A 25,587-nucleotide genomic window follows, 5' to 3' on the forward strand; every position below is an offset into this window, starting at 1 on the left:
GCCTATGCTCAAGGAAAAGTGCCGCTCCAACGTGGCAAGGCTGCTGGCCCGGTAACGTCCGGGCAACGCAAGCCTCCACGCTGTGCAAGTCGCTTTTTTGCGGCATTAACCCGCGTTATCACGGCAAACCATCCCGCGCATCCAGATGTGTGAGAACCCTTGTACTTCGTCGCTCAACGGCTTGAGACAGACCGGTCGAATTTCACGACTCCAATATCTACTTCGAAACCCGTTGACTTTATACTAGAACGATCTATATCATTTGATCGACGGGAAATGTCTGAACATTAAAATTGAATGTATTTTTGACATTTAGGTGTAGCGCGATGCAAACCGCTGACCGAGAAATTAGCTAACGCAGACTCAATCAGGGCTGCGGCAATTTTATTCAGGATCGGCGGCGGAGTCGCTTTAGTCATGGCAACGCCAAAGGCTGGGGCTTCATGGGCTTGGGAAATACAGGTGAGCTTCATCGGCTCGGCCTGAACTAGGCTCGTCCGTAATGGATTGCGTTGCGCCGGTAGTTCGCTACGTTGCGGGAACCGGCTGGCAGGCAGCTCAGGCCGTAGCCCCGGAGATTACGGAGCCGAGTGGCTTCATCGCCACGCCGATGCTGACCGTCAATGCAAACGGTATAGCGGCCGTCATGTGGGCAGAGGGCAGCGTCGTTCTGCAGGCAAGTGTTGCCGATGCCAGCGGAACTTGGGGGCCGCTGCATCAACTGACGGAGCATCTGGATACGACGGCGCAACAGTATCCGCCCCTCGTGATCGACGCGGCAGGCAACGTGACGGTTGCATGGCAGGACGCGAGTACGGCGGGCTCGTCGGACGTTATCGCTGCCAGCTATCGGAACGGTGCGTGGAGTACGTCGACATTGTTCGGGCAGGACCCGCAGGACGCCTCCTGGCCCGCGCTGGCCGTCAACGCAGCCGGGGCGATGGCGCTCGTCTGGCAATCGTACATCCAGAACGTCGGCCCCGAACTGCAGGCCAGCTTTTATACCCCGGGCACGTAATTGCTTCGTGGACATCGTCCAACTGCCTTCGCCGTTGGCGAGTGAGCGCACCAGCGTGAAGATTCAACAAATCGATAAGGAATAGCCATGCAAAAAGGCCTGTATCCCGCGATGCGGACTGTCATCGGAATGTCGGTCGTCAGTTTCGTCCTGTCGGCCTGCGGAACGACGCAGATGAACATGATCGACGTTCAGACGTCCACCGCGAAAACAATAGGGTTGGCTTCCTCGGATGAGATTGTCATTGCCAACGTCCAGTACGGGCAGAAGAACGGCCTGGGCGGCCAGCAAGTGAGCTACGACGCCACCACTGGCAAGGGACGGCGCTTTACCTGCACAGTGTTTATGATTCCCGGGCTGACGCCAATCGACAAACCGACATATAACGATTGGGAATGCCACCCGCACCGTTGACTTCCGCAATGAGGATGACGGTGCACGACCGGATGACAGAAATCGTGACGTCAGCGCGTTATATCGACCGCGTCGCGGTCGACGACCAGCGATTCCTGTTTGAAAGCCGGGTTTGCGTGACGGATACGCTGCTGTACCCGACTTCGATTGCAGCGCCGGTTTAACCTGGAGAGGGGCGCGTTCGACGCCCCTCTCCTCACGTCCCGTTTGCGTAGCGGGACTTAAAAGAAGTGATTCATACCGAACGAAACCCCCGTCTGTTTCTCATGCTGAGACGGGTTCAGCGTTGCATTGGTCACGTAACCACCTGTGAAATGCGTGTAGTCGATATCGGCGTAAAGCTCGGTGCTTTTCGACAGCACATAGTTGATGCCCAGAATGGCGACGTCCTTTCTCCCGTCCACGCCGTTCGTCGCGTTCTTGTTGTCGTAATACGCGCCCGTTACGTTGAAGACCGACGTCGCGTGGTAGCGGAAACCGCCCCACAGGTATTGATTGCGCGTCTCGCCATGCACCGTGGCGGGAACGGCTTGTGTTGCGAGCGAATAGCCGCCCATCAGTTCGACGGGACCGAGCGTCACCTCGCCACCCGCCGTGTATTGATTGTTGGCGAAGAACGCGTTCGATGTAGCTGAAAACGGATTCGAGCGACGCGTATAGCCTGCGCCGAACTTGAACAGTTTGGTGTGGTAGTTCACGCCGCCCGCAACCATGGTGCCGCTAGCGAGACTGCCTGCCACGCCGCCCGGTGCATAGACCGCGCGCGCCGTCCACGGACCGAAGTCGCCGTGGTAGTGAATGGCATTGTCGTCGCGGCCACTGGTGCCGCCCGAAATCGCAGCTGCTTCGGTAATGCCAAGATAGTGCAGGTCGAATGGCTCGAAGTCCTTGATCAACCTGTGCTGCAAGGTGAACTGGTGGCCGATGTTGACCTGGCCGAACGGACCACCCAGGCCGATCGTCGACGTGCGCTGAAATAACTGGTTGGTCGTGCTGCTGTTGGCGCCAGTAGAGAGAATGTAGCCCGCTTCCAGATTGAAGCGGACGTAGTACCCGCCGCCCAGGTCCTCGATGCCGAGAAAACCCCAGCGATTCGATTTATAGACGCCGTTCGATGCCATCGTCAGCGCCGCACCGCCTGCCTTCGTGCCGTTCACGACATTGCGCAGGCCGCCGTCCAGCGAGCCATACAATGTAACGCTGCTTTGCGCGTGAGCGGCGCCGCCTGAAAGCCCCAACAAGGTCATTGCGGCCAGCGAGCGCCTCAGACCGATCCGGCGTGCGCCGCTACCTGCTCCTCCAATCCCAAACATATCTCCTCCATTGACATCGTTAAATTCGTGGGGCGAGGGATGTGCGCTGCGCTTCCCTGCCGTCAACCGTGGATTGCACGAAGGTCGAGTTCTAACTTCGCGCGACGATCTGCCATTCCGCTGTCTGAATTCGCGTGCCCGCCTCTCTCCCGTGGAGCTAAACCAGCAGATCTCGCGCGTCGTCGGCGCCGGCAGTCGATCAGAACTGCGTGCGCAGACCGCCGCCAATCGTGGTGCCGGTCGACATATTGCTGGCGCGATCGGACAGCACCGCCGCATAGACGTCGGTGCGCTTCGACAGCGGGTAGTCATACGAGAGCGCCCAGGTGTTGCGATAAACCGAGCTATGGCCGGTACTCTTCGAATACGCGTCCGAGCCAAGAATCCTGCCGACGCCTACTGGAATCGCGAAACCGATCTGGCCGGTATCGATGCCGACGTCGCCATTCAAGATCGAATCCCAAACGTGCTGGTACTGGCCATACAGCTTCACGTAGTTCAGGTCGTACGACACGCCGAGGTTCACCACCGACTGCGTCGTCAGTCCGGGTAGTACGGTGCCGAGGTCGCCGGCGTTCAGGCTGTACTTGATCTGCTGATACACAACCGACGTCGCGAACCCGCCGTTGTTGTATGAGACCTGGCCGCTCCACTTGTTCTGGCCGAGATGACCCGGGTCGTTGCCGAACGAGTACATTGCGCGGCCAACGAGGCCATTAAACGACGGCGAGGCGTAGTACACGGAGTTCCACCACTCGCCCGCATTACCGAATACGCCCTGCCCATTCACGCCGACGTAGCTGTGCAGCACGATCGGCGAGAACACGAATGAGTTAAAGAAAGGGTTGAAGGTGATTGTCGAGAACCACAGCAGCGGCGGAATCAGACCGGCAGTCGCCGTACCGTATTGGCCGCTCACGCCAACGTACGCGTTACGCGAGAACAAGCCGTCATGCGGGAAACCGGTGCGGCCCATCGAGCCGTTCTGGATGTTGAAATAGCCTTCGAGGTCAAAGATGACCTTCGTGCCGCCGCCGATGTCCTCAGTCCCGCGCAGGCCGAAGTACGGTGCCGTCATGCCGCCGTTGCCGGCGATCACGCTCGACTGACCGTTCATCGGCTTCTTGTAGCCGACGAACGCATCGAGAAGCCCGTAGAGCTGCACGCTCGATTGCGCGTGAGCTGCCTCAGCGAACAGAGCTGCTCCCAGAACGAGCGCTTTCATCCCCAACTTTATTTTCATCTATGTCTCCTGCCTTTCCAAACCCTGGATTTACGGCTGCGAAGCGGGCGCCCTAGCACACGTTGATATGTGTCGAATTACGCTCCGAAGATCTGCTCTTTTTATTGATACGTACTACAAAATACAAGACCCGTATTACCGAGATTTTCTCGATGTCCGCGCACGATCTTCAGAAATGACAACGCGTCGAAGGGTCCGGACGGGCAGCCGGCCCGGACATGTTTTACGACCTGGCCTAAGCCTGGTTCTGCGCGCGGGAAGGCGCGGCAGCCGACGTGTCCGGCGGCTGCTGCTTCGAGCAGAGCAGCGAGTGCAGTGCGACGAGCGTGAGACCGCCGGAGATCACCGGCTGCTGAAGCACGAGCTGGAGCATCAGCGGCATCGCATGGACGACTTCGGGTGAGATGAAAAGACCGCCGAGGCCAACGAGAAACGCGAGCCCCGATGCGATCAGCCGACGATCGTCCCACTCGACCTGCGCGAGAATGTGTACGCCGTGCATGAAGACGATGCCGAACAGCAGCGTCGCGGCGGCCGAGATCACCGGAAGCGGCACGACGACGAGCAGCATGTCGAACTTCACGCAGCCGCCGAGTACGATCAGGAGGATGCCGGCAGCGAGCGTCACGAAGCGCGAACCGACGCGCGTCGCGCGCAGAATGCCGATGTTGTCCGGATAGGCGATCGTGCTGAAGCCACCCCACACTGCCGCGACAACCGAGCCGAGCGCGACGCCGAACAGCCCTTCGGACATGCGGCCCGGACTCAGCGTCTCTTCGCCCCATTCGGCGACTGTCTGGTAGAGGGCCATCGATCCCATGCCCGCCGGAATCAGCACGAGCAGGAATACCGCAACGAAATCGGGGCGCACGCCGAAGCCGAACGGAAAGATGCGCGGTTCGACGACAAGCGGCGCAGCGGCCACCGCCGCGAACGAGACCGGCTGGAACAGCGTGTAGGTCAGCGTGCCAAGCGCGAGGCCGAGCAGGATCGCGACGCGGCGCAGCCTGCGGCCGCCCCACAGCATCGCGAAAACGATACCCGCCACTGCGACCGCGCCGGAAAGCAGGTTGACGACCGGAAAGCCGGGGCTTTTAGGGCTGCCGATCCAGGTCGGCAGCGCGACGCTGGCGATCTGCACGACGATCAACATCACGATCATCCCGGAGATGACAGGCAGGCGCAAATGCCGCGCGAACATGCCCGCCACGCTGCGTCCACGAATCGGCACTGTGAGCAGGCACCAGATCAGCGAAGCGACGAAGAACGACCCGAATGCCGTACCGAGACCGCCCGACTGCAAATGACCGACAGTCAGGAGCGCCCCGAAGCTGCCTGCGTACGGACCCTGCGCGACCGGCAGGCGCAACAGCAGCACCGATTGCAGGATCGTAATAATCCCGCACGCCATGAAGGTCATCCCGTACAGGTACGCGATCTGCGGATCGGCCAGATGAAATGCGCGGCCGAGAAGTCCGGGGAATACAAACATGCCCGTCATTCCGAAGACGTTCTGGAGCGCGAGCACAGCCAGTTGCGAGAGTGGCAACCGCTCGTTGATTCCGACGTCGAAGACACGCGCGGATGAATTTTCCGCGGTGGCCTCTCGGATTGAAGCGCCGGGTTTCGGCATGTCTGTACTCAAGGTGAGTTCCATTGGACCAAAAACGAAATCCTGTCTGGCGACGCGGAGTGGGGCCACGTCGCTCCCTTCCCTTCAAGCACCATCGCACGAAGGAAACACCTGTATCCCCGGGGCGGACGACTCGTTCGCCCAGTTTTCTTCAGTGATCCTCAGTTGTCGAGCGGAATGCCCTTTGTCTCGGGACCGAACCAGATCGACACCATGCCAACGATAAAGAGCAGCGACACCGCCGCCGATGCTGCTGGAAACGAACCAAACTTCGCGACCACCGCATTGCCGGCGATCGGACCAATACTTGTCAGCGCACGGGCCATGTTCCAGCAGAAACCCTGCCCTGTCGCACGCACGCGGGTCGGGAAGAGCTCGGGCAAATAAGCGGCAAACGTGCCGAACGCGCCAATGACGAAGTAACCGTACACCGGCATCAGCCACAACACCCGGCCGATGTCATGGACCGTCATGAACAGCACTAGCGACACCACGAGCGAGCCTGCCGAAAAGATGAAGTACGACATCCGGCGGCCGAGTGCGTCGAGCATCCAGATCAGCGTGAGGTAGCCGAGCGTCGCGCCGATCATCATGAGAATGAACGCGTAGCTGACCGTCCTGCTGATGTCACCATGATCGACGGTTGCAACCGACAGCTGATGAATCCAGCTCGGCAGGAACGTGAGACCGCCCCAGCAGCCAAGCATGGCAGCCGACGAGACGATTACGCCGATGATCGTCTTGCGGCGCAGTCCCGGCGCGAAGATGGCGGTGAAAGTTTGCAGCGCCGATTCGGCTATGACGCTGCCGCGCACTTGCACCCAGCGTTGTGGCTCAGGCACGAAGCGGCGCACGAGAATCGTGACGAGCGCGGGCGCGGCGCCCACGCCGAGTACGACGCGCCAGCCGAAGCGGCCCAGCAGCAGGTTGTCGAGCGCCGCTGCGAGAAAGCCAAACGCGAAGGCCATCTGCATGATCTGCATGGCGCGGGCGCGCTGCCGGCCAGGCCACGATTCGGCGACGAGCGCGGCCCCTGCCGCCCATTCACCGCCGATGCCGAAACCGGCCATCGCCTGCGCGATAGCAAGCTCGGTCCAGGTCCGCGAAAATGCGCTCAGCAGCGTGAAGGCCGCGTAGATGAGGATGGTCCAGCCCATAACGCGCGAGCGACCGAACCGGTCGGCGGCCACACCGAACAACACGCCGCCAATGCCCCACGTGAGCAGCTTGCCCGCAATGATGTAGCTGCCGATCTTGCTGATTTCGGTCGCGTCGACGCTGTGCAGCAGTTGGCCGACGCTCGGCACGAGCACGAGCGTGAAGAGATTCAGGTCCATCGAGTCGAACATCCAGCCGAGGAACGCCGAAATCAGCGCCAGCCACTGATAGCGCGACAACCTGAATCCCTGCGGCTCGGCCGAAGCCACCGCCGCCGCCTTGGCGCCCTGCGTTGTGCCCATTGTTGCCGTCTCCTGATCTTTCGCTGCGTTAAGGCGAGCGACTTGCGCGAATCGGGTCATGGCGCCCGATCTCATCATTTGGCGCAGTATAGCGTAATGCAATTAGATTGCAATACAGATTATTGTATTACGGTATGGCAGACCCTCGTCAACGAGTAAAGCCCACCGCAGGACGTCGTAAGGGGAGGATCAGAAGAGACAGACGATTTCCGCAGCCCGCAATCAGGCTGGATCCGCGCCAGAAAACACGCTGGGGAAGCGATGACGACGCGAATGAGAAGGTAAAAAAAGAGCGCCTCGCGCTCCGTGGCGTTCATCGGATCGCTCCGCAGACCGACACGCCGCGAGGTGAAGATTCCCACCTCTGCATGACGTATCGGCTACGGAAGAAGGCGGCCGACGCAGCGTTTCGTTGACTTAAGTAGCCGCTACGGCGAGCACCTGGACCGCAAGCCTTTCAGCTTGCTCGACATGGCGCTTGCACGCCGCTGCGGCCGCGTCGGCGTCGTTGCGCATTATTGCGTCGACGATCGTCGCGATCTCGTCATAGCTTTGCGGGAGGCGCCCTTCCTGCGAGAGCGTCGTCGCGCGCAGCATCATCACTCGCGTATGGACGAGCCGCAGCATCTCCGTAAGTACTGGGTTGCCGGCGCCCTCGAGCATCACGTCATAGAAGCGCGCCTTCTGTTTCAGGAAAAGCATGGTGCCCTCCTGGCCTTGCATGTCCCGCATCGACGCCAGCTCGTTCAACGCCTGCTTCAGCGCGACACGCTGGTCGTCCGTCGCCCGCTCAGTGAACTGGCGCCCCGCCAGCGCCTCAAGCACCGCGCGCACTTCATAGAGACCTCTCGCCTCATCTCCTGTCATCACGGAGACGATCGGACCTTTATGGGGAATGATCTGCACAAGCCCCTCGGCCACCAGTTGACTCAGCGCCTCACGAACGAGTGTGCGGCTCACGCCAAGCATTTCGCACAGCTCGCGCTCGATCAACCGGTCGCCCGGCTTGAAGGTCAAGTCACTAATACATGAGCGCAAACCGTCAATCACCTGCTGGCGCAGCGTTGCCACCGGCCGCACTACCAGTCTGTTGGTATTCATTCCATCCCTTTGCCGTTTGAGTTGATGGGAGCCACGTCAAAGTCCGTAATACAATCATATTGACATTCAGCGGCGAAGCTCCGATACTGCCTCTCATTATACAATCCTACAACTGCTAGATAAACGCGAAGGATACTCATGGAAGACATCACGCTATCGGAACGCCGTGCCATCGGCGCAAAGATCCGCAAGGAAGTGCTGGGCGCGAGCCACACGCAGAGCAACGCCAGTCCCCATCTTTTCGACACCGTGTTCCTCGAGTACACGGAAGACGTCTGCTGGGGCAACGTGTGGAACCGTGCGGGCCTCACGCGCGCGACGCGCAGCATGCTGAACCTCGCGATGCTGGCGTCGCTCGGCCGCTGGCACGAGTTCGAAGTTCATACGCGCGGCGCGGTGAACAATGGTGTGACGGAAGAGGAAATTGCCGAGGTGGTGCTGCAGGCCGGCGTCTATGCAGGCATCCCCGTTGCGGCTGAAGGGCTGCGTCGCGCGAAGGCTGTCGTGCTCGACCTGAAAGCGAAAGCTGCTGCTGCCTGAAGGCGGCTTGCGGTTCGTGAAGGCGCCCCGCGATTCGTTATCTCATCCCAGGCGCGCATGCCTGGTGGTCCAGTGGGTCGCAGGCGTTTCGCGCAGTGGGTTGCCGACCCGGTAACCGATCGCGCAAAGCGCCTGTCGCACCCCGCGCATTACCCGTACAGGTCATGTCTCATTCAACTTTCTGCGAAATCCCTGCTGGCCGCATCGCCTACTCCCGTCGCGGGGCGGGCCGGCCGCTCGTTCTGCTTCACCCGATCGGCGTCGACCGAAGCTGGTGGGACGAATACGTCGAACACTGGGCTGCATCGTATGAGGTCGTTGCGATCGATATCCGCGGCCACGGGGACTCCAGCGTCGTTACCGGCCCCATCACGCTCGCCGATCATGCGACCGACGTCGCCGCCGTGCTGCGCCAGGAATGCCTTACCGGCGCCACCCTGATAGGCGTATCGATGGGCGGCATGATTGCGCAACGTGTTGCGATCCAGTTCCCCGAGCTTGTTGGCGCGCTGATTCTCTGCGGAACGGCCGGCGGATTTCCCGACGAAGTGCGCCCGCGCATTCTCGCGCGCGGCGACATGAGCCGGCAAGGCTCGATGTCCGAAGTAATCGACGACACGATCACTCGCTGGTTCGCCGCAGACACGCCGCGTCCCGACCTCGTCCAGAAGTGTCGCGAGCGTCTCGCCGCCGACGACTGGTACAGCTGGAGCGCGAACTGGCAGGCGATCTCGCAGCTCGACAATCTCAGCGAACTGCCGCGTGTTCCGCCGCCAGCGCTGGTCGTCGCGGGCGATGCCGATGCGAGCATTCCGCCAGCGCTGTCGCAGAAGATCGCCGACGCACTGCCGAACGGCCGTTTCGTCGTGATTCCGGGCGCGGCGCACTTTGGAGCGTTCGACATGCGCGAAGTGTTCGCAACGGTATTCGACGATTTTCTGTCGACTCTCGCTCAATGAAATGAAACGCGAGCCCGCCCGCGCTTTGCGACAGTTTCACGCGCCGCGCGGCTCAGTAGCGACTAAATAAGTGGAGCGGCGCCCGCACGGGCCGATCGCCCCTAGGAGGCAGTATGGCAATAACAATCCGTTCATCTTTCACCGTCGAAGCACCGCCCTCGGACGTCTGGAAGACCATGATCGACATCGAACGGTCCGCACCGTGTTTTCCGGGCGCGGAACTCAAGGAACAGCAGCCCGACGGCAGCTATAAGGGCGGCTTCACGGTCAAGCTCGGCCCGCTCACGCTGAAGTTCGCGGGCAAGTTCAAGATAGCTGAACAGGACGACGCCAACCGCACGGTCGTGGTGTCCGCAAGCGGCACCGACACGAAAGGCCGTGGCGGCGCCGACGCGCAGATCAACGCGGTCGTCACCGACGCGGGCGGCGGCAAGACCAAGGTCGACGTGGTCTCGGACGTGAACCTGTCGGGCACGGTCGCGCAGTACGGACGCGGGGCCGGGATGATCGAGGCGCTCTCACAGCAACTGCTGAACCAGTTCGCAAAGAATCTGGCCGCACTCATCGAAGCGGACGCGGCGCACTCCGCCCAAGCCGCTCCGGCCACCGCCAGCGAGCCGGGTGCGACGAACACGGCCGGTGAGCCGGATGCGCCCAGGCCGGCCACCGAAGCGCGCCGCCCGTCGCCCGCAGCGGCACCGGTCGTGCCTCTCGACGCCGGCGCACTCATGCGCAAAGCGATGTGGCAGTCGATCCGGAATTTCTTCGCGCGGCTCTTCGGGATCAAGCAGCATCACTGAGGAAGCCACCGCCGCACTATCGGAGCACACATGAAACCCAGTGAATTCCAGTATCACGCGCCGACCACCGTCGACGAAGCCGCGCAGCTGCTCGGCACGCTCGAGGATGCGCGAGTGCTCGCCGGCGGCCAGTCGCTGATGCCGATGATGAACTTCCGATATCTGATGACGAGTCATCTGATCGACCTGAACGGCGTCGAGGCACTGACCCGCATCGAGGAGCGCAATGGCCGCCTTCACATCGGCGCAATGGCGCGGCAGCGCGACATCGAACTGTCGCCGCTCGTCACGAATCGCGCGCCGCTGATCCGCGAGGCGTACCAGCTCGTGAGCCACAAGCAGATCCGCAACCGCGGCACGCTCGGCGGCAGCCTGTGCCAGTTGGATCCGTCGTCGGAGCAGCCGTGCTTCACCGCCGCGCTCGACGGCGTACTGACGATCGCGCGCTACGAAGACGGCGCAGTCGCGACCCGCGAGCTACCGATGTCCGACTGGGCGCTGATGTACATGACGCCCGCGCTTGAAGAAGGCGACCTGCTCGCCGCCATCTCGCTCGACATCTGGCCCGAAGGCCATGGCTACGCATTCGAAGAGTTCGCGCGGCGCCATGGCGATTACGCCATCGTCGGCGTCGCGGCGCTCTGCACCGCCGATGCGCAGGGGCGCCTCGACCGCGTTTCGCTGACGATCTGCGGCGTCGCTCCCGGCCCGGTGCGGATGCACGAGGTCGAGACCGCCCTGCGCGGCCGCCCGATGGATGAAAGCGCGCTGCGCATCGCGAGCGACGCCGCGCGCGCGCTCGACGTGATGACCGACGCACACGTGAGTACCGACTACCGCCAGCATCTCGCCGGCGTCCTGACCGAAAGAGCGCTGAAGACAGCGTTCTCGCGCGTCGCAACACAATCGTAGCGTGACAAAGGAGATGCACATGGAGACTCGTAACGTCAGAGTCGTCGTCAACGGCACCGCTTATGAGCACGAGGTCGAACCGCGCCGCATGCTCGGTGACTTCCTGCGTCACGACCTCAATCTCACCGGCACGCACTACGGTTGCGAGCACGGCGTATGCGGTGCCTGCACCGTGCTGATCGAAGGCCGCACCGCGCGCGCCTGCCTGACGCTTGCCGCCCAGGTGAACGGACGCTCGCTGACGACCGTCGAAGGGCTCACCCATCCAGATGGCACGCTCAACGCGCTGCAACAGGCCTTTACCGAAACGCACGCGCTGCAATGCGGGTTCTGTACGCCCGGCATGCTGATGACGTTGACCGAATTGCTCAACGAAACAGATTCGCCGACCGAAGCCGAGATCCGCGAAGCGATCACGGGCAATCTGTGCCGCTGCACGGGCTACCAGCCGATCGTGGCCGCTGCCCTGCTCGCCGCGCAACGCATCCGCGAACAGCGTGCCGCCGCACCGGTGGCACACGCTACGGAGTAACACGATGGAAATTTCCGACCTGAAGGGTGCCCCCACCGACCAGCGCTACATCGGCAAGCGCGTCATGCGCACCGAGGACAAGAAGCTGCTGCAAGGCCAGGGCTCCTACGTGGACGACGTGCATCTTCCGAACATGCTGCAGGCCGCGGTGCTGCGCAGTCCGCACGCGCACGCGAAGATCGTCTCGATCGACTGCACGGCCGCCCGCGAACTCAAGGGCGTGCACGCCGTCTACACGCACGCGGACCTGAACGGTCGCGCACGCGGCCGCGCGCCGTCGATGTTGCCAAACCCGGCGATCCGCTTCGAGCGCACCCAGGAACTGCTCGCCTCGACGGAGGTCACGTTCGCGGGCGAAGCGGTGGCGTTCGTCGTCGCGGACAACCGCTATATCGCGGAAGACGCGTGCGGTCTGATCGAGGTCGAGTACGACACACTGCCCGCCGTCGCCGACTGTCGCAATGGACTGCGTCCCGGGTCACCGCTTTGCCACACCGACGCGAAAGACAACGTCGTCGCGCATATCGAAATGGGTTTCGGTGACATCGACGCAGCCTTCAACGATGCGCCGCACGTCGTCGAGGAAACGTACTGGCAGAACCGCGGTTCCGCGCATCCGATGGAGACGCGCGGCTATCTCGCCGAATATCACCCGACCAACGGCGAGTTGACCGTCTGGTCGTCGGGTCAGGCACCGCACCACGAGAAGAAGAACCTCGTCGAACTGCTCGAGTGGGATGCCGAGAAGCTGCGCGTGCTGATGAACGACGTCGGCGGCGGCTTCGGTCCGAAGCTGCCGTTCTATCCGGAAGAGGCGCTAGTCTCGATCGCGGCGGTCGCGCTCAAGCGTCCGATCAAATGGATCGAGGACCGCCGCGAGCACTTCCTAGCGGTCACGCAGGAGCGCGACCAGTGGTGGACCGTGCGGATGGCGCTCGGAAACGACGGCAAGATCCGCGGCGTAAAGCTCGAGATGCTGCACGACAACGGCGCGTTCCTGCCATGGGGCATCATCACGCCGTACATCTCGATCACGACGACGCCTGGGCCCTACGTGATCCCCGCGATGGGCGCAAAGCTCGACGTCGTCTACACGAACAAGTGCGCAACCTCGCCGGTGCGCGGCGCAGGCCGTCCGCAGGCGGTGTTCGCCATGGAGCGGATTCTCGACAAGGCCGCGCGCGCCCTCGGCATGGACCGCGCGGAGCTGCGCTGGCGCAATCTGATCCAGCCGGAGCAGATGCCGTACGACGCGGGCTTCATCTATCGCGACGGCAGCCCGCTGCGCTACGACAGTGGCGACTATCCGGCCTGCCAGAAAGCGGCACTGGAGCGCGCGAACTACGCGAGCTTCGCCGCACGCAAGGCCGACGCGCGCCGCCAGGGCCGCTTCGTCGGCATCGGCATGGCGAGCTTCGTCGAAGGCACCGGCATGGGCCCGTTCGAGGGCGCGACGGTGCGCGTGCAGGCGAACGGCCGCATCGTCGTGATCACCGGCGCATCGCCGCAAGGCCAGGGCCACAAGACGACCTTCGCGCAGATCTGCGCCGAGCAGCTGAACGTGCCCCTCGAAACGATCGACGTCGTTACCGGCGATACGGGCGGCATCTCGATGGGCGTCGGCACGTTCGCGAGCCGCGTGACGGTCAATGCCGGCAACTCCGTCTACATCGCCGCCCAGGCCGTGGGCGAGAAGATGCTCACGCTCGCCGCCCACCTGTGGAAGTGCGAACCAAACGAGCTCCTGCTCGTCGAGGGTCACGTGGCGCGCCGCTCGGGCATCGAACAGCGCATGAGCTACGGCGAGCTCGCGAAGATCTCGCAGGGCATGCCGGGCTTCACAATGCCGAAGGGCCTCACCGCCGGCCTCGAGGAGACGAAATACTTCTCGCCCGCGCAGTCGACGTACTGCAACGGCACTGCCGTCGTCGAACTCGAAGTCGATCGCGAGACCGGTCACATCACGATCCTCAACTATGTGATGGCGCACGACTCGGGCAAGCTCATCAATCCGATGATCGTCGACGGCCAGATCATCGGCTCGGTCGCGCACGGCATTGGCAACGCGACGCTCGAATGGATGCAGTACGACGAGAACGCGCAGCCGACCACGACGAACTTCGGCGAATACCTGCTGCCAATGGCGACCGACGTGCCGAACATCGACATCGTGCACCTCGAAACGCCGTCGCCGCTGAACCCGCTCGGCGTCAAGGGCGCGGGCGAAGGCGGCACGATTCCGGCCGCGGCGGCAATCGTTGGGGCGATCGAGGACGCGCTCTCGGAATACGGCGTCGAATTCACCGAAGCACCGCTCGTACCGCAGCGTGTGTTCCAGAAACTCAAGGAGGCCGGCGCCTACGCGCGCTGACCTGCGCGGGCGCTCGCTCGTCGTGGGCGCCCATCCCCTGTTTTCATTGTTTGGACCTTTTCTCCATGACGACCGAATTCACCGCAGCGCTCCACGATTCCGAATACCGGATCACCCTTGACCAGCCGGACCAGGGCAACACGCTGACGCTCGACGCAATGCGCGCGCTCGCCGCCGAGATCCGCAAGGCCGGCCGCGACAGCGCCGTGAAAATCATCCGCATCCGCGCGTCCGGTCCCGCGTTCTGCCGCGGCCGCGCAGTTGGCGCGCCGCCGGCCACGCCGCCGACGCCCGCGCAGTTCCGTCGCAACGTGGCCGATCCGATTCTCGACGTCTACCGCGCGATGCACGAAAGTGAAGTGCCGCTCCTCGCCGAAGTGCAAGGCGATGCGGAAGGTTTTGGCTGTGCGCTCGTCACCGCGTGCGACATGGCCGTCGCCTCGGACAGCGCACGCTTCAGCCTCCCCGAGTTGCAGAAAAACCTGCCGCCGACGCTCGTGTTGTCCGTGCTGCGCCACAAGGTGCCGCCGAAGGCGTCCGCGCACATGGTCTACCTGACGGAGACCATCGACGCCGCGAATGCGCGCGAGTGGGGCATCGTCGCCGAAGTCGTGCCGGCTGCGAGCCTGAGCGAGCGCGCGGACGCGATGATCGCCTCGATCTGCACGCGCGACCGGATCGCCATCGCGACGCTAAAGACGTACTTCCGCGAGATCACGATTCCCGACTTCTCACTCGCGAGTGAAGTGGCGGGTGCGTCGCTCGCGAACGCCATGACGTCGATGCGCCGTTAAGACACAACGGCATCGTCAGTGAGGCGCTGTCGCACCACATTCGCGCGGCGCCTACGGAACAGATCGAACACGCAATACCCTGCCCGCGCCGGGCAACACTTCAAGCAATAAGGGCGCCGCGCAACGCGGCGCTTCACGGGACTTCTAGCCATGGCTGAACAAGACACCACTTCCACGTCTGCCGCGAACCCGGGTTACGCGGATCTGCACGAACACATCGCGCGCCTCGACGCAGCAGGATTGCTGTACCGGATCGACGAGCCGGTCAATAAAGACACCGAAATGCACCCGCTCGTGCGCTGGCAGTTTCGTGGCGGCATTCCCGAATCCGATCGCAAGGCGTTCCTCTTCACGAATATCGTCGACAGCAAGGGGCGCAAGTACGACATTCCGGTCATCGTCGGCGGCATCGCCGCGAATCCGGAGATCTACCGGATCGGCATGAACGTGCCGACGCTCGACGACATCGGCGACGCCTGGAACCACGCGATCGACAATCCGGTGCCACCCGTCGTCGTTGAAAGCGGTCCCGTGCATGACATCGTGATCGAAGGTAAGGACCTCGAAGGTCCGGGCAACGGCCTCGAATCGCTACCGCTTCCCATTTCGACGCCGGGCTTCGACGCCGCGCCGTACATGACCATGACCGGTGTGATCTCACGCGATCCGGAGACCGGCGTGCAGAACATGGGCACCTATCGCGGCCACCTGAAATCGGCAACGCGTCTCGGCATGATGATGCTCGTGAACCTGCGCGCGGGCGGTCTCGACCACTGGCGCAAGTACGCGGCGAAGGGCGAGAAGATGCCGGTCGCCATCGTGCTCGGCGCGCCGCCCGTCGTGGCGTTTCAGGGCCCGCAGAAGCTGCGCCCGAACGTCGACGAACTGAGTGTCGCCGGCGGCCTCGTCGGTGCGCCGATCCGCGTCGTCAAGGGTCGTACCGTCGATCTGCTGGTGCCGGCCGAGGCGGAAGTCGTCGTCGAGGGTTACGTCGATCCGCAATATCTCGAACCGGAAGGTCCGTTCGGCGAAAGCCACGGTTACGTCGCGCTCGAAGACTACAACCTCGTCATCGAAGTCACGGCGATCACGCGCCGCAAGGACGCTGTGCTGACCTCGATCATCTCGCAGGTCACGCCGTCCGAATCGAGCGTCATCAAACGCCTCGCCTACGAACCGATGTTCCTGCGCCACCTGCGCGATCATCTCGGCATTCGTGGCATCCGCAAGGTGTCGCTGCACGAGCCGCTCACGAACTTGCGCCGCTTCGTGTTCCTGCAGTTCGAGCGCGGCGCGAAGCGCACCGAAGTCTGGCGCGCGCTGTACGGCACGATGTCGCTGCAGGCTGCGATCGGCAAATTCGTGATTGCCATCGACGACGACATCGATCCGAACAACGCCGACGCCGTGTTCTGGGCAATGGGCTATCGCTGCAATCCGGTCGAGGACGTGAAGCTGATTCCGTACCGGGAGCCGGGCCACGGTCCGCGCTCGGACCACGCCACCGGCCTCGATTCGGCCATGCTGATCGACGCGACCATGAAGACGCCCATGCCGCCGCTGGCGCTGCCCAAAAAGGAATACATGGAGAACGCCAAGGTGTTGTGGGAACGCCTCGGCCTGCCGAAGCTGAAGCCGGAGTCGCCGTGGTACGGCTACTCGCTCGGCGACTGGACCGAGGAATGGGACCGCAACGCCGAGCAAGCGACGCGCGGCGAATGGATGCAGCGCGACGCGTCCTACCAGGCGCGCCGCAAGAGCGGCGTCGAACCGAATTCGCCGGTGCGCGGCATCGAGGGCGATCATGGCGACGAGTAGCGGCACGCCGGAACGGATCATCGTTGGCATCACCGGCGCGTCCGGCGTGATCTACGGGATTCGCGCACTCGAACTCCTCGCCGAGGCGGGCATCGAGACGCATCTCGTGATCAGCAAGGCCGCCGAGCTGACGATGACCTACGAAACCGACATCCGCGCGGCCGATCTGCGCGCGCGCGCGTCGAAATGGTATTCGCCCGCGGACATCGGCGCGGCCATTTCCTCGGGCTCGTTCAAGACAAAGGGCATGCTGATCGTGCCGTGCTCGGTGCGCTCGATGAGCGAGATCGCCACGGGCATCACGAGCTCGCTGATCAGCCGCGCAGCCGACGTCGTGTTGAAGGAGCGCCGGCGCCTCGTGCTCGGCGTGCGCGAGACGCCGCTGCACGGCGGACATCTGCGCACGCTCGTACAGCTCTCCGACATGGGCGCGATCATCGCGCCGATCGTCCCGGCGTTCTATTCGAAGCCGCAAACGATCGCCGACATCGTCGATCACACGATAGGCCGCATGCTCGATCTGTTCGACATCGAAACCGGTGTGGTCAAGCGCTGGAAAGACCAGCAGCGGGAGTCGTAACCCCCGCGCCACCCGCTTTCACCACCCACTGGGTCTCATATTAAGGAGACAGAATGTCATCATCGCCTCACGATCTTTCGCGAACGGCAACTGCCGACGGTGCCCCGCGCAACCTGCAGGAACATATCGCCCGGCTGGAGGCCAAGGGTCTGCTGACCCGCATCGACCGGCCGATCAACAAGGATACGGAGCTGCACCCGCTGGCGCGCTGGCAATTCCAGGGCGGGCTGCACGAAGATCAGCGCCGCGCTTTCCTGTTCACCAACGTGGTCGGCAGCGACGGCCAGACTTATGACATCCCGGTGCTGATCGGCGGACTTGCCGCCTCGCCGGAGATCTACGCCACTGGCCTCGGCCTGCCGGTCGGGCAGATCGGCCGCGCCTGGACGGAGGCAATCGCCGAGCCGGTTCCACCCGTCATGGTGGCGCAGGCGCCCTGCCAGGAAGTGGTGATCAGTGGCGATGCGCTCAAGGAAAAAGGCTTGTCGCGCCTGCCGGTGCCGGTTTCCACGCCCGGATTCGACGCGGCGCCCTATCTGACCGCGACGCTCTGCGTGACCAAAGATCCCGAGAGCGGCGTCCAGAACATGGGCACCTACCGTGCCGCGCTGAAGTCGGAGAACCGGTTGGGTGTGCGCATGGCGAGCCGCCTGTCGGGAGCCGGTGGTTATCTCCATTGGGAGAAATATCGGGCCAGGGGCCAGCAGATGCCGTGTGCCATCGTGCTAGGCTGCGCGCCCGCCGTGCTGTTCACCGGGCCGCAGAAGCTCCAGATCGACCAGGACGAGATGGCCGTTGCCGGCGGCCTGATGCGCGCGCCGGTCGAAGTGGTGCGCTGCAAAACCATCGATCTCGTCGTTCCCGCCGATGCCGAAATCGTGATCGAAGGCCTGATCGACACCGATGCGCTGGAGCCTGAAGGCCCGTTCGGCGAAAGCCACGGCCACGTCGCGCTCGAAGACTACAACATGTCCATGCACGTCACCGCGATCACGATGAAGAAGAAGCCCGTCTTCGTCTCGATCATCAGCCAGGTAACGCCCAGCGAAAGCTCCGTGCTGAAGAAAGTGGCCTACGAGCCCTTGTTCCTCGAGCATCTGCGCAAGGTGATGGGCGTGCGCGGCATCGAGCGGGTGGTGATGCATGAGCCGCTGACCAACCTGCGCAAGGTGATCTTCCTCCAGTTTGCGCGCGGCACGCAGCAGGCGGAGGTCTGGCGTGGCCTGCAAGGGGCCGCGACGCTCCAGGCGCAATGCGGCAAGCTGGTCATCGCGGTCTCCGAGGATATCAACCCGGAAAATGCCGATGCGATCTTCTGGTCGTTGGCCTATCGGGCCGACTTCACACATGACCTGCACGTGACGCCCTATCGAGCCAGCGGCCACGGCCCCAAGTCCGGTCGCGCGCCGCTCGAAAGCACGCTGCTGATCGACGCGACGCTGAAGCACGCCATGCCGCCGCTGGCCCTGCCGAAGGAGGAATACATGACCGCGGCACGCAAGATCTGGGAAGAGCTGGAACTCCCCCGCCTCACGCCGCAGCCGCCATGGCATGGCTATCACCTGGGCGACTGGGACAAGCGCTGGGATGAGTATGCAGAAGCGGCGACCTCCGGCGGCTGGCGCGAGACGGGCGAGCGCACGTGGGCCAACCGGCGCGGCGGCGTGAAGCCGGAAACACCGGTACGCGAAGCCTCGGGCGGCCACAGCGAATGAGCACCAACGCGCCAGCCGAAAGTAAGCAGCCGTTGGAGCAGAGGGATCCGGAGACCGCCATGACTCAAAACAATACTGTCGATATCGCCGAAGTTGTCGAGACGCAGGAGCGCAGCTGGTTCACCGTGACCCTCTTCGTTCTATGCGCCCTCGTCATGCTGGCGGACGGCTTCGACAATCAGGCTTTGAATTACGCCGCCCCCGGCATCATCAAGGAATGGGGCATCAAGCGGGCCCTGATGACGCCCGTGTTCAACGTCAGCATCGTCGGCTGGATGGCGGGTTCGGTCGTCTTCGCCATGCTGGCCGACCGTATTGGCCGGCGGCGCGCCATCCTGCTGGCTACCGCGCTGTTCGGCGGCTTCACTTTCGCCGTGCCCTTCGCCCACAATCTGGTCGAACTGTCGATCCTGCGCTTTTGCGCCGCGCTCGGCATCGGCGGCGGCATGCCGATGGCGGTCTCGCTGATCACGGACTATGCCCGCTCGGGTAAGCGGGGGTTGATCATTACCCTCCTCTATCTCGGCTACACCGCCGGCTCGTCCGGCGGCGGTCTTCTCGCGGCGGAGATGATTCCGGCCTATGGCTGGCGCTCGGTTTTCTATCTCGGTGGCGCCGGCGCCGTGGTGGCGGTCGTCATTCTGTTCGCCGGCCTGCCTGAATCCATCCGCTACCTGAGCCTGCGCAATCCCACCAGCGAGCGCATCCTGGCGTATGCCCGCAAGCTGAAGCCCAGCGCGCAATTCGCGGACGACACGCGCTTCACCATTCAGGAGCAAGTGCGCACGGGTGTGCCGGTGAGGCACCTCTTCACCGAGGGCCGTTCGGCCATGACCGCCTTCCTGTGGCTGGCGCTTGGCTTTTCCTTCGTCACTCACTTCTTCCTGTCGCAGTGGATGACGACGCTGCTGACCGACGAAATCGGCTTCGCCAATGCGGCCCGCAGCCAGGCCCTGTTCCAGCTTGGTGCCGGGTTCAGCTGGTTCTTCGGCTGGATGATCGACAGGAAGGGTGTACGGGTGATGACGCTGACGATGATCCTCGGCGCCATTCCGGTGGCGGCCATCGGGTTGGCGGTCGGTACGGGCGCCGGTCTCACCATGGCGATGGCGCTGGTCTCGGGTCTGCTGGTCCTCGGTGGGAATATCGGCCTCAATGCGATTTCGAGCATGATCTATCCGACCTTCATCCGTTCGACCGCGACCGGCGCCTCTTTCGCGGTAGCGCGCATCGGCGCCATCGTCGGGCCGCTGCTCGCCGGTGTCCTGATCGCCATCGGAACGCCGATCGGAACGATCTTTCTTCTCGGTGCGTTGCCGATGCTGGCGGCCGGTGTCGCCTGCTTGATGCTCAACAGAACCATCACGCCAGAAGCAGCGCAAGAAATGTCCTTGCGCTCAGCGCTGTCGCGACACTGACGGGTTTCTTCCGAGGTCCAGGTTACGGTCAGGCAACCACTCGATATTTTTATGGATAGCGTCAATCTCGAAGTGCTGAAGGCGAGCGTTCGCTGGATTGAGAGCGGCCATCGCGTGCTGCTCGTCACCGTAGTCAGGACGTGGGGTTCGTCGCCGCGGCCCGAAGGGGCCATGCTGGCGATCTGCGAGGACGGCTCGGTGGTCGGCTCGGTATCCGGCGGTTGCATCGAGGACGATCTGATCGACCGCGTGCGCCGGCTCGGCATTCAGCAAACGCTTCCGGAAGCCATCAAGTACGGCATCTCCGCCGATGAGGCGCATCGCTTCGGATTGCCGTGCGGCGGCACGATCGAGCTGGTGCTCGAACCTCTGACGCGCGCGAGCGGCATCGACGATTTGTGCCACCGGGTCGTTTCCGGCGAGCTCGTTGCGCGCTCGCTCGACATGGAGAGCGGCGCGGTAAGACTCGTACCGGCGCACTCGGCCGACGGCACCGATTTCGACGGGCACCGGCTGCTGACCATTCACGGTCCGCGTTACCGGATGCTCGTGATCGGTGCCGGTCAGCTCTCGAACTATCTTTGCCAGATCGCACTCGGGCTCGACTATCAAGTGACCGTCTGCGATCCGCGGGAGGAATACACCGACGCCTGGCACGTACCAGGCACGACGCTCGTACGTACGATGCCGGACGACACCGTACTCGACATGAAGCTCGACGAGCGCTGCGCGGTAATTGCGCTGACACACGATCCGAAGCTCGACGACCTCGCGTTAATGGAGGCGATCAGAACGCCCGCATTTTACGTTGGCGCGCTGGGCTCGCGCAGGAACAATGCCGCAAGACGCGAGCGGCTCGAGACGTATTTCGATCTGAACAAAGATGAACTCATCCGCTTGCGCGGGCCAGTTGGTATTTATATCGGCAGCCGTACGCCGCCGGAAATCGCGGTGTCAATACTCGCCGAAGTTACGGCGGTCAAGAACGGTGTGGTATTGCCGGGCGAATTTCGGATCGAAGAGGCAAAAACTATGCTGGATATCGCGGTGAATGGACAGTCGAGCTGCGCCGTAGTGAAGCGTCATTGATTCACCTCAGATGCGGCTCACCGCGCAGCGTCACCACCATGGCAACGTGACAAAGCCGAACCACGCCATGTCACACCGACAAGCTTCACCCAGTCAGGTTTGGTAAGGATCAACGACGCTTGGTTCAACGTGGAATGTGAGTGATTCACATTGGTGCGCTCAGGCCCTTCACATCGGGGACCTCCCGATCTGGCTTATGCAAATCAACGACACAACTACGGTACTCGCTTCTCTCAGTCAGGTTCAACCTACCAATCAGAACACCCCGCCAAACCCTTCGCCGCCCATTCTGTAATTGCGGTTTGTTAGATCCGGGTTCCGGTTCACCAAGGGCCTCGCGTACAGCGGATGTCGCAAACTACGTACTTCGTGCTCAAGCGTGAAGCAATGTGTGCCACTCACAGGATCGACGAGCTCGGCGAAGCGATATTGGTGAGTCTCCTCCCCATAACTCAACCCGCGCCCGGCGAGCCGCTCGTAAGGTCCGGAAAAATCGGACACATAGATCTGAATGTGATGCCCATCGTATTCCTGGCTTGCCGAGAGGGTTTCCGCGTAGACGAGTTGTTGATGCCTACCGACCGCGATCACGGCTTGTAGCGAACCGTTGCGCTCACGTACGTCAACAGACGCATCGAATATCTCCCGATAGAACCCAGCAATCGACATCGCACAGCCGACGGGCACATCGAGTTGCACATACCCGATGCCAAGGTCAATCCCCGCCCACGGGTCGCTCGCCGTGCACGCATCAGGATCGAGGCAGTCGTAACGATTCCCCCATGGACAGATCACTTCCACGCGGTCGTCCCGCTCGGTCCATCCGAATCGGGTCTGCGCCAGCACGGGCGCGACGGCGCGTAGCCGCTCGATCAGCGGCGCGCGCCTGCCCACGATCAGCCCAACATGCCCGCGAAGACGCTGTGGGTCGCCGTGCGGCAAGTGAATCTGCGAGCGGCCGACGTTGATCCACATGTTGGTCACGCCCGTCATAAGAAAAGGATCGCGCGTCAGACCAAGTGCACTGACATAAAACGCGGTCGCGAGACGCTGGTCCGGGATCGTGAGATTGACGTGTTCGAGCAGCACAAGATTGCCGATGTCTTCACGTGCGTAGTTGGAAAGCCCCATCTGTTTGCCCTCGAAAGATTGACGCGGTAGATCAAACATACACCACTCGAGCGGCCCTCACGACGTCCTTCCCGCAGCGCCTGCCCCGGGCAATTCGATGCGTTTGATATCGTCGAGAACGAAGATGTACGGCGCCGCGCCCAGCACAGCCACCGAGCCGATGAACATGAGTCCGCCAATAGAACGAACCCAGGCACAGCGCGTTATGCTCAGCGTCGACCACCGCTTCGGCAAGATCACCCTTTCTCTTGATCGCGACTATACGATCGCCGGCCGCCCCATGACCAAGGAACAGATCAGAACGCACGGCGAACTTAGGATGGACTGATCCATCTCTCCACGATTGACGGACCAGGAGCCGCTTTCGCGGCCCTTGGTCTTTATTGCCCCTACATTGACGCGCCGCCCACCAACTCGCGCGACAGCCCCAGGACAGCTTCCAGAATCGCCGCGCGCGCCTGCCCCAGAATCATCCCCCGCCAAACATCGTCATCGCAGTAGAAAGCTTCGCGAATAGCACGATGGATCGCGCTGACGTGTTCCTGCTTCGCCTGTGGATGCTGGCGCAGCCAAACATCGGCACGCAGCATGTGCAACATGTCGACGAGTGGAATCGTGCCGTATTCGATCGCGATCGCCGTGGTGTCGGCGTGCGTGCAGGTGCGGCGCAGCGTGTCGAGCACCGGTCCCGCTACATTGGCCGCGACCGACGTACCGTCGAGCGGACTCGTCACGTCGGCACCCCACCACCCGCGAGCGCGCTGCAGCTCATCGTCACCGACCTGCCCCACACAGATTTTCTCGCCGTGCCCGTACGGACCCAGTCCGGTATGAAAATCGATCCAGCCAATGCTGTCGCACGCCGCGCCATGCTGTTCGAACAACATCTGCAATAGCCGCGAGCTCCAGACAGAACGATGGCCGCCGAAGAACATGCCGTCGGTATGCTGATATTGTCCGATGGTCAGAGCCCGCTGATACGCCTGTTCACCCCGTTGTGAGATGTAGTCCGCAATGGCCGCCGCATTTTCGTCCGACGGCGGCCAACTCGGAGGCACCAGCAATGCGTGCAGATCGTCATAGGCCGGATTGACCGGTAGCGGTAGCGAGAAATCGATGCTGTTGCGGTTCAGATCGACGTTGTCCTCGTTCGTGCGGCTTAAATGCGAGAAGCCATATGGATTGATCGCGTGAATCACCAGGATCGCGACCTTCAGCTTGTCGAGCAAGGCCTGCAGCGGCCGGTCATGCAACAGCGCGATCTGCGCCGCCGAGCCGCAGAAGCCCTCTACCCCGTGTGTGCCGGACGTCAGCACGAGCAGTCGCCGCGCCGTCGCAGGGCCGAGCCGCACGACATCGGTCGAGAGGTCTTCGCCTTCGAGACCTTGACCTGGTATCACGTGCGTTTCGACGCGTGCCTGAATTGCCGCGGCGGCCCGCCGATATCGCTCACGGGCGTTCGCATAAGACGTCTGAAAATACTGTGATTCGTTCATGGGAACTCCTCGTGAGACAAGTGCCTGCGAGCGGCCGAATTCTTACGCAGGCGTCAGAAACGATTCAGTGAGGCGCACCCAGTAGGTCGAACCTAGCGACAGCACGTCGTCGTTGAAGTCATAGCTCGTGTTGTGCAGCATGCAGGGGCCAAGACCATGACCGTGGTCCCGGTGCTCGCCGTGACCGTTGCCGATGTACGCGTAGCAACCCGGCTTCTCGAGCAGCATGAATGAAAAGTCTTCGGCGCCCATGGTTGGATCGATGTTCGTCTCCACGTGGTCCTTGCCCACGATGTCCTGCATCACACCCAATGCGAAATGCGTTTCCTTCTCCGTATTGACGGTCGGCGGATAGTTGCGTCTGAACGAAAACTCGACACTGCAGCCATAGGCGAGCGCCGTCGCTTCGGCGAGCTGCTTCATGCGGCTTTCGATCAGGTCCAGCACGTCCACCGAGAACGTGCGCACCGTACCGGCAAGCGTCGCCGTATCGGGAATCACGTTGACGGCTTCGCCCGCGTTGATCTGGGTGATGGACAGGACCGCCGCGTCGATCGGACGTTTGTTGCGTGTCATGATGCTCTGCAGGCCTGTGCCGATCTGCATCGCGGTGAATACCGGATCGATGCCGTTGTGCGGAATGGCCGCGTGTGCGCCAACGCCCTTCACCCGAATACGGAATTCGTTGCTCGACGCCTGCGTCGCGCCGACACGCGCGCCGAACTCGCCGGCAGCCATACCCGGCCAGTTATGTAGCGCAAACACAGCATCCACCGGAAAGCGTTCGAACAGTCCGTCCTGGATCATTGCCTTTGCGCCACCACCGCCCTCCTCGGCGGGTTGAAAGATGAACACGACCGTGCCATCGAAATTCCGATGCTGTGAAAGATACTGTGCCGCGCCGAGCAGCATCGCGGTATGGCCGTCGTGGCCGCACGCATGCATCTTGCCGGTATGCTGGGACGCATGCGCAAACGTGTTGAGCTCCTGGATCGGAAGTGCATCCATGTCGGCACGCAAGCCGATCGCCTTGCGGCTGGAGCCGTTGCGCAGCACGCCGACGACGCCCGTCTTGCCGAGTCCGCGTGTGACTTCAATTCCCCACGAGGCAAGCTTCTGCGCGACGACGTCCGCGGTGCGGTTCTCTTCGTAGCAGAGTTCCGGGTGCGCGTGAATGTCGCGACGAATCGCCTGGATCTCGGCTTGAGCCTGGGTAATCTCGGGAATGATTTTCATAAGGGTTCCTTCTT

At 62.6% G+C, this 25,587-nt stretch carries 24 protein-coding genes and 1 pseudogene; 16 read left to right on the top strand and 9 right to left on the bottom strand.

Annotated features, from left to right (window positions below):
• Window positions 1-287: 287 nt before the first annotated feature.
• Complete coding sequence (locus tag PQQ86_RS35360) at window positions 288-473, bottom strand: hypothetical protein (protein WP_408277915.1); 186 nt, start codon at window positions 471-473, stop codon at window positions 288-290.
• Between the two features lie 53 nt (window positions 474-526).
• Here PQQ86_RS35360 and PQQ86_RS35365 point away from each other — a divergent pair.
• The 3 genes and pseudogenes from PQQ86_RS35365 to PQQ86_RS35375 all read left to right on the top strand — a co-directional run.
• Window positions 527-1,018 (top strand): annotated as a pseudogene (locus PQQ86_RS35365) (hypothetical protein); the annotation flags it as partial.
• Window positions 1,019-1,105: 87 nt separating this feature from the next.
• Complete coding sequence (locus PQQ86_RS35370; protein ID WP_408277917.1) at window positions 1,106-1,432, top strand: hypothetical protein; 327 nt, start codon at window positions 1,106-1,108, stop codon at window positions 1,430-1,432.
• A gap of 32 nt (window positions 1,433-1,464) precedes the next feature.
• Window positions 1,465-1,596 (top strand): hypothetical protein, encoded by a 132-nt coding sequence (locus PQQ86_RS35375; protein WP_408277920.1) that lies wholly within the window; start codon window positions 1,465-1,467, stop codon window positions 1,594-1,596.
• A gap of 57 nt (window positions 1,597-1,653) precedes the next feature.
• Here PQQ86_RS35375 and PQQ86_RS35380 read toward each other — a convergent pair whose 3' ends face one another.
• The 5 genes from PQQ86_RS35380 to PQQ86_RS35400 form a co-directional block, all read right to left on the bottom strand.
• Window positions 1,654-2,745 (bottom strand): porin, encoded by a 1,092-nt coding sequence (locus PQQ86_RS35380; protein ID WP_408277922.1) that lies wholly within the window; start codon window positions 2,743-2,745, stop codon window positions 1,654-1,656.
• A 199-nt stretch (window positions 2,746-2,944) separates the two neighbouring features.
• On the bottom strand, window positions 2,945-3,988 hold the full coding sequence (locus PQQ86_RS35385; protein WP_408277923.1) for a porin: 1,044 nt from the start codon (window positions 3,986-3,988) through the stop codon (window positions 2,945-2,947).
• A 235-nt stretch (window positions 3,989-4,223) separates the two neighbouring features.
• The gene (locus PQQ86_RS35390) at window positions 4,224-5,633 is read right to left on the bottom strand and encodes a uracil-xanthine permease family protein (RefSeq protein ID WP_408277926.1); all 1,410 of its coding nucleotides are present in this window, start codon (window positions 5,631-5,633) and stop codon (window positions 4,224-4,226) included.
• A 149-nt stretch (window positions 5,634-5,782) separates the two neighbouring features.
• The gene (locus tag PQQ86_RS35395) at window positions 5,783-7,081 is read right to left on the bottom strand and encodes an MFS transporter (RefSeq protein ID WP_408277931.1); all 1,299 of its coding nucleotides are present in this window, start codon (window positions 7,079-7,081) and stop codon (window positions 5,783-5,785) included.
• Window positions 7,082-7,498: 417 nt separating this feature from the next.
• A complete protein-coding gene (locus PQQ86_RS35400; RefSeq protein ID WP_408277934.1) occupies window positions 7,499-8,182 on the bottom strand; it encodes a GntR family transcriptional regulator in 684 nt (227 codons plus the stop codon).
• A 138-nt stretch (window positions 8,183-8,320) separates the two neighbouring features.
• On the opposite strand from PQQ86_RS35400, the gene PQQ86_RS35405 reads away from it, so the two are divergent.
• From PQQ86_RS35405 to PQQ86_RS35460, 12 genes are all read left to right on the top strand, one after another.
• Entirely contained in the window at window positions 8,321-8,722 is a 402-nt protein-coding gene (locus PQQ86_RS35405; RefSeq protein ID WP_408277936.1) for a carboxymuconolactone decarboxylase family protein, read from the top strand.
• A gap of 164 nt (window positions 8,723-8,886) precedes the next feature.
• On the top strand, window positions 8,887-9,681 hold the full coding sequence (locus PQQ86_RS35410) for an alpha/beta fold hydrolase (protein ID WP_408277939.1): 795 nt from the start codon (window positions 8,887-8,889) through the stop codon (window positions 9,679-9,681).
• A gap of 113 nt (window positions 9,682-9,794) precedes the next feature.
• Window positions 9,795-10,481, top strand: coding sequence for an SRPBCC family protein (locus PQQ86_RS35415; protein ID WP_408277942.1), 687 nt, complete (start codon window positions 9,795-9,797; stop codon window positions 10,479-10,481).
• Between the two features lie 30 nt (window positions 10,482-10,511).
• On the top strand, window positions 10,512-11,393 hold the full coding sequence (locus PQQ86_RS35420) for an FAD binding domain-containing protein (protein ID WP_408277945.1): 882 nt from the start codon (window positions 10,512-10,514) through the stop codon (window positions 11,391-11,393).
• Window positions 11,394-11,412: 19 nt separating this feature from the next.
• Window positions 11,413-11,925: a (2Fe-2S)-binding protein gene (locus tag PQQ86_RS35425; protein WP_408277948.1), complete on the top strand. Its 513-nt coding sequence runs from the start codon at window positions 11,413-11,415 to the stop codon at window positions 11,923-11,925.
• A gap of 4 nt (window positions 11,926-11,929) precedes the next feature.
• Window positions 11,930-14,296 (top strand): xanthine dehydrogenase family protein molybdopterin-binding subunit, encoded by a 2,367-nt coding sequence (locus PQQ86_RS35430; protein WP_408277951.1) that lies wholly within the window; start codon window positions 11,930-11,932, stop codon window positions 14,294-14,296.
• A gap of 65 nt (window positions 14,297-14,361) precedes the next feature.
• Entirely contained in the window at window positions 14,362-15,090 is a 729-nt protein-coding gene (locus tag PQQ86_RS35435) for an enoyl-CoA hydratase/isomerase family protein (protein ID WP_408277953.1), read from the top strand.
• Window positions 15,091-15,240: 150 nt separating this feature from the next.
• The gene (locus PQQ86_RS35440; protein ID WP_408277956.1) at window positions 15,241-16,908 is read left to right on the top strand and encodes a UbiD family decarboxylase; all 1,668 of its coding nucleotides are present in this window, start codon (window positions 15,241-15,243) and stop codon (window positions 16,906-16,908) included.
• Complete coding sequence (locus PQQ86_RS35445; protein ID WP_408277958.1) at window positions 16,895-17,488, top strand: UbiX family flavin prenyltransferase; 594 nt, start codon at window positions 16,895-16,897, stop codon at window positions 17,486-17,488. Before PQQ86_RS35440 ends, PQQ86_RS35445 begins: the two co-directional genes overlap by 14 nt.
• Before the next feature lie 53 nt (window positions 17,489-17,541).
• A complete protein-coding gene (locus tag PQQ86_RS35450; RefSeq protein ID WP_408277961.1) occupies window positions 17,542-19,203 on the top strand; it encodes a UbiD family decarboxylase in 1,662 nt (553 codons plus the stop codon).
• Between the two features lie 59 nt (window positions 19,204-19,262).
• Window positions 19,263-20,621 (top strand): MFS transporter, encoded by a 1,359-nt coding sequence (locus tag PQQ86_RS35455; RefSeq protein WP_408277964.1) that lies wholly within the window; start codon window positions 19,263-19,265, stop codon window positions 20,619-20,621.
• Window positions 20,622-20,672: 51 nt separating this feature from the next.
• A complete protein-coding gene (locus PQQ86_RS35460) occupies window positions 20,673-21,710 on the top strand; it encodes an XdhC family protein (RefSeq protein ID WP_408277967.1) in 1,038 nt (345 codons plus the stop codon).
• Window positions 21,711-21,965: 255 nt separating this feature from the next.
• On the opposite strand, the gene PQQ86_RS35465 is transcribed toward PQQ86_RS35460, so the two are convergent.
• Window positions 21,966-22,880 carry a VOC family protein gene (locus PQQ86_RS35465; RefSeq protein WP_408277970.1) on the bottom strand — a complete coding sequence of 305 codons (915 nt, stop codon included), beginning with the start codon at window positions 22,878-22,880 and terminating at the stop codon, window positions 21,966-21,968.
• A gap of 85 nt (window positions 22,881-22,965) precedes the next feature.
• Between PQQ86_RS35465 and PQQ86_RS35470 the strand changes: the two genes are divergently transcribed.
• Window positions 22,966-23,169 (top strand): hypothetical protein, encoded by a 204-nt coding sequence (locus PQQ86_RS35470; protein WP_408277973.1) that lies wholly within the window; start codon window positions 22,966-22,968, stop codon window positions 23,167-23,169.
• Between the two features lie 61 nt (window positions 23,170-23,230).
• On the opposite strand, the gene PQQ86_RS35475 is transcribed toward PQQ86_RS35470, so the two are convergent.
• Both PQQ86_RS35475 and PQQ86_RS35480 read right to left on the bottom strand, forming a co-directional pair.
• On the bottom strand, window positions 23,231-24,337 hold the full coding sequence (locus tag PQQ86_RS35475) for a M14 family metallopeptidase (protein WP_408277976.1): 1,107 nt from the start codon (window positions 24,335-24,337) through the stop codon (window positions 23,231-23,233).
• 42 nt (window positions 24,338-24,379) lie between these two features.
• A complete protein-coding gene (locus PQQ86_RS35480) occupies window positions 24,380-25,573 on the bottom strand; it encodes a M20 aminoacylase family protein (RefSeq protein WP_408277979.1) in 1,194 nt (397 codons plus the stop codon).
• Window positions 25,574-25,587: the final 14 nt, after the last annotated feature.

Source organism: Paraburkholderia sediminicola (assembly GCF_046026675.1).
Lineage (GTDB): Bacteria > Pseudomonadota > Gammaproteobacteria > Burkholderiales > Burkholderiaceae > Paraburkholderia > Paraburkholderia sediminicola_F.

What these genes read in the sequence shown, in the direction of transcription:
- PQQ86_RS35360 (WP_408277915.1), bottom strand. Translation starts at nt 473, where the DNA reads ATGAAGCTCACCTGTATTTCCCAAGCCCATGAAGCCCCAGCCTTTGGC.
- PQQ86_RS35370 (WP_408277917.1), top strand. Translation starts at nt 1,106, where the DNA reads ATGCAAAAAGGCCTGTATCCCGCGATGCGGACTGTCATCGGAATGTCG.
- PQQ86_RS35375 (WP_408277920.1), top strand. Translation starts at nt 1,465, where the DNA reads ATGACAGAAATCGTGACGTCAGCGCGTTATATCGACCGCGTCGCGGTC.
- PQQ86_RS35380 (WP_408277922.1), bottom strand. Translation starts at nt 2,745, where the DNA reads ATGTTTGGGATTGGAGGAGCAGGTAGCGGCGCACGCCGGATCGGTCTG.
- PQQ86_RS35385 (WP_408277923.1), bottom strand. Translation starts at nt 3,988, where the DNA reads ATGAAAATAAAGTTGGGGATGAAAGCGCTCGTTCTGGGAGCAGCTCTG.
- PQQ86_RS35395 (WP_408277931.1), bottom strand. Translation starts at nt 7,081, where the DNA reads ATGGGCACAACGCAGGGCGCCAAGGCGGCGGCGGTGGCTTCGGCCGAG.
- PQQ86_RS35400 (WP_408277934.1), bottom strand. Translation starts at nt 8,182, where the DNA reads ATGAATACCAACAGACTGGTAGTGCGGCCGGTGGCAACGCTGCGCCAG.
- PQQ86_RS35405 (WP_408277936.1), top strand. Translation starts at nt 8,321, where the DNA reads ATGGAAGACATCACGCTATCGGAACGCCGTGCCATCGGCGCAAAGATC.
- PQQ86_RS35410 (WP_408277939.1), top strand. Translation starts at nt 8,887, where the DNA reads ATGTCTCATTCAACTTTCTGCGAAATCCCTGCTGGCCGCATCGCCTAC.
- PQQ86_RS35415 (WP_408277942.1), top strand. Translation starts at nt 9,795, where the DNA reads ATGGCAATAACAATCCGTTCATCTTTCACCGTCGAAGCACCGCCCTCG.
- PQQ86_RS35420 (WP_408277945.1), top strand. Translation starts at nt 10,512, where the DNA reads ATGAAACCCAGTGAATTCCAGTATCACGCGCCGACCACCGTCGACGAA.
- PQQ86_RS35425 (WP_408277948.1), top strand. Translation starts at nt 11,413, where the DNA reads ATGGAGACTCGTAACGTCAGAGTCGTCGTCAACGGCACCGCTTATGAG.
- PQQ86_RS35430 (WP_408277951.1), top strand. Translation starts at nt 11,930, where the DNA reads ATGGAAATTTCCGACCTGAAGGGTGCCCCCACCGACCAGCGCTACATC.
- PQQ86_RS35435 (WP_408277953.1), top strand. Translation starts at nt 14,362, where the DNA reads ATGACGACCGAATTCACCGCAGCGCTCCACGATTCCGAATACCGGATC.
- PQQ86_RS35440 (WP_408277956.1), top strand. Translation starts at nt 15,241, where the DNA reads ATGGCTGAACAAGACACCACTTCCACGTCTGCCGCGAACCCGGGTTAC.
- PQQ86_RS35445 (WP_408277958.1), top strand. Translation starts at nt 16,895, where the DNA reads ATGGCGACGAGTAGCGGCACGCCGGAACGGATCATCGTTGGCATCACC.
- PQQ86_RS35450 (WP_408277961.1), top strand. Translation starts at nt 17,542, where the DNA reads ATGTCATCATCGCCTCACGATCTTTCGCGAACGGCAACTGCCGACGGT.
- PQQ86_RS35455 (WP_408277964.1), top strand. Translation starts at nt 19,263, where the DNA reads ATGACTCAAAACAATACTGTCGATATCGCCGAAGTTGTCGAGACGCAG.
- PQQ86_RS35460 (WP_408277967.1), top strand. Translation starts at nt 20,673, where the DNA reads ATGGATAGCGTCAATCTCGAAGTGCTGAAGGCGAGCGTTCGCTGGATT.
- PQQ86_RS35465 (WP_408277970.1), bottom strand. Translation starts at nt 22,880, where the DNA reads ATGTTTGATCTACCGCGTCAATCTTTCGAGGGCAAACAGATGGGGCTT.
- PQQ86_RS35470 (WP_408277973.1), top strand. Translation starts at nt 22,966, where the DNA reads ATGTACGGCGCCGCGCCCAGCACAGCCACCGAGCCGATGAACATGAGT.
- PQQ86_RS35475 (WP_408277976.1), bottom strand. Translation starts at nt 24,337, where the DNA reads ATGAACGAATCACAGTATTTTCAGACGTCTTATGCGAACGCCCGTGAG.
- PQQ86_RS35480 (WP_408277979.1), bottom strand. Translation starts at nt 25,573, where the DNA reads ATGAAAATCATTCCCGAGATTACCCAGGCTCAAGCCGAGATCCAGGCG.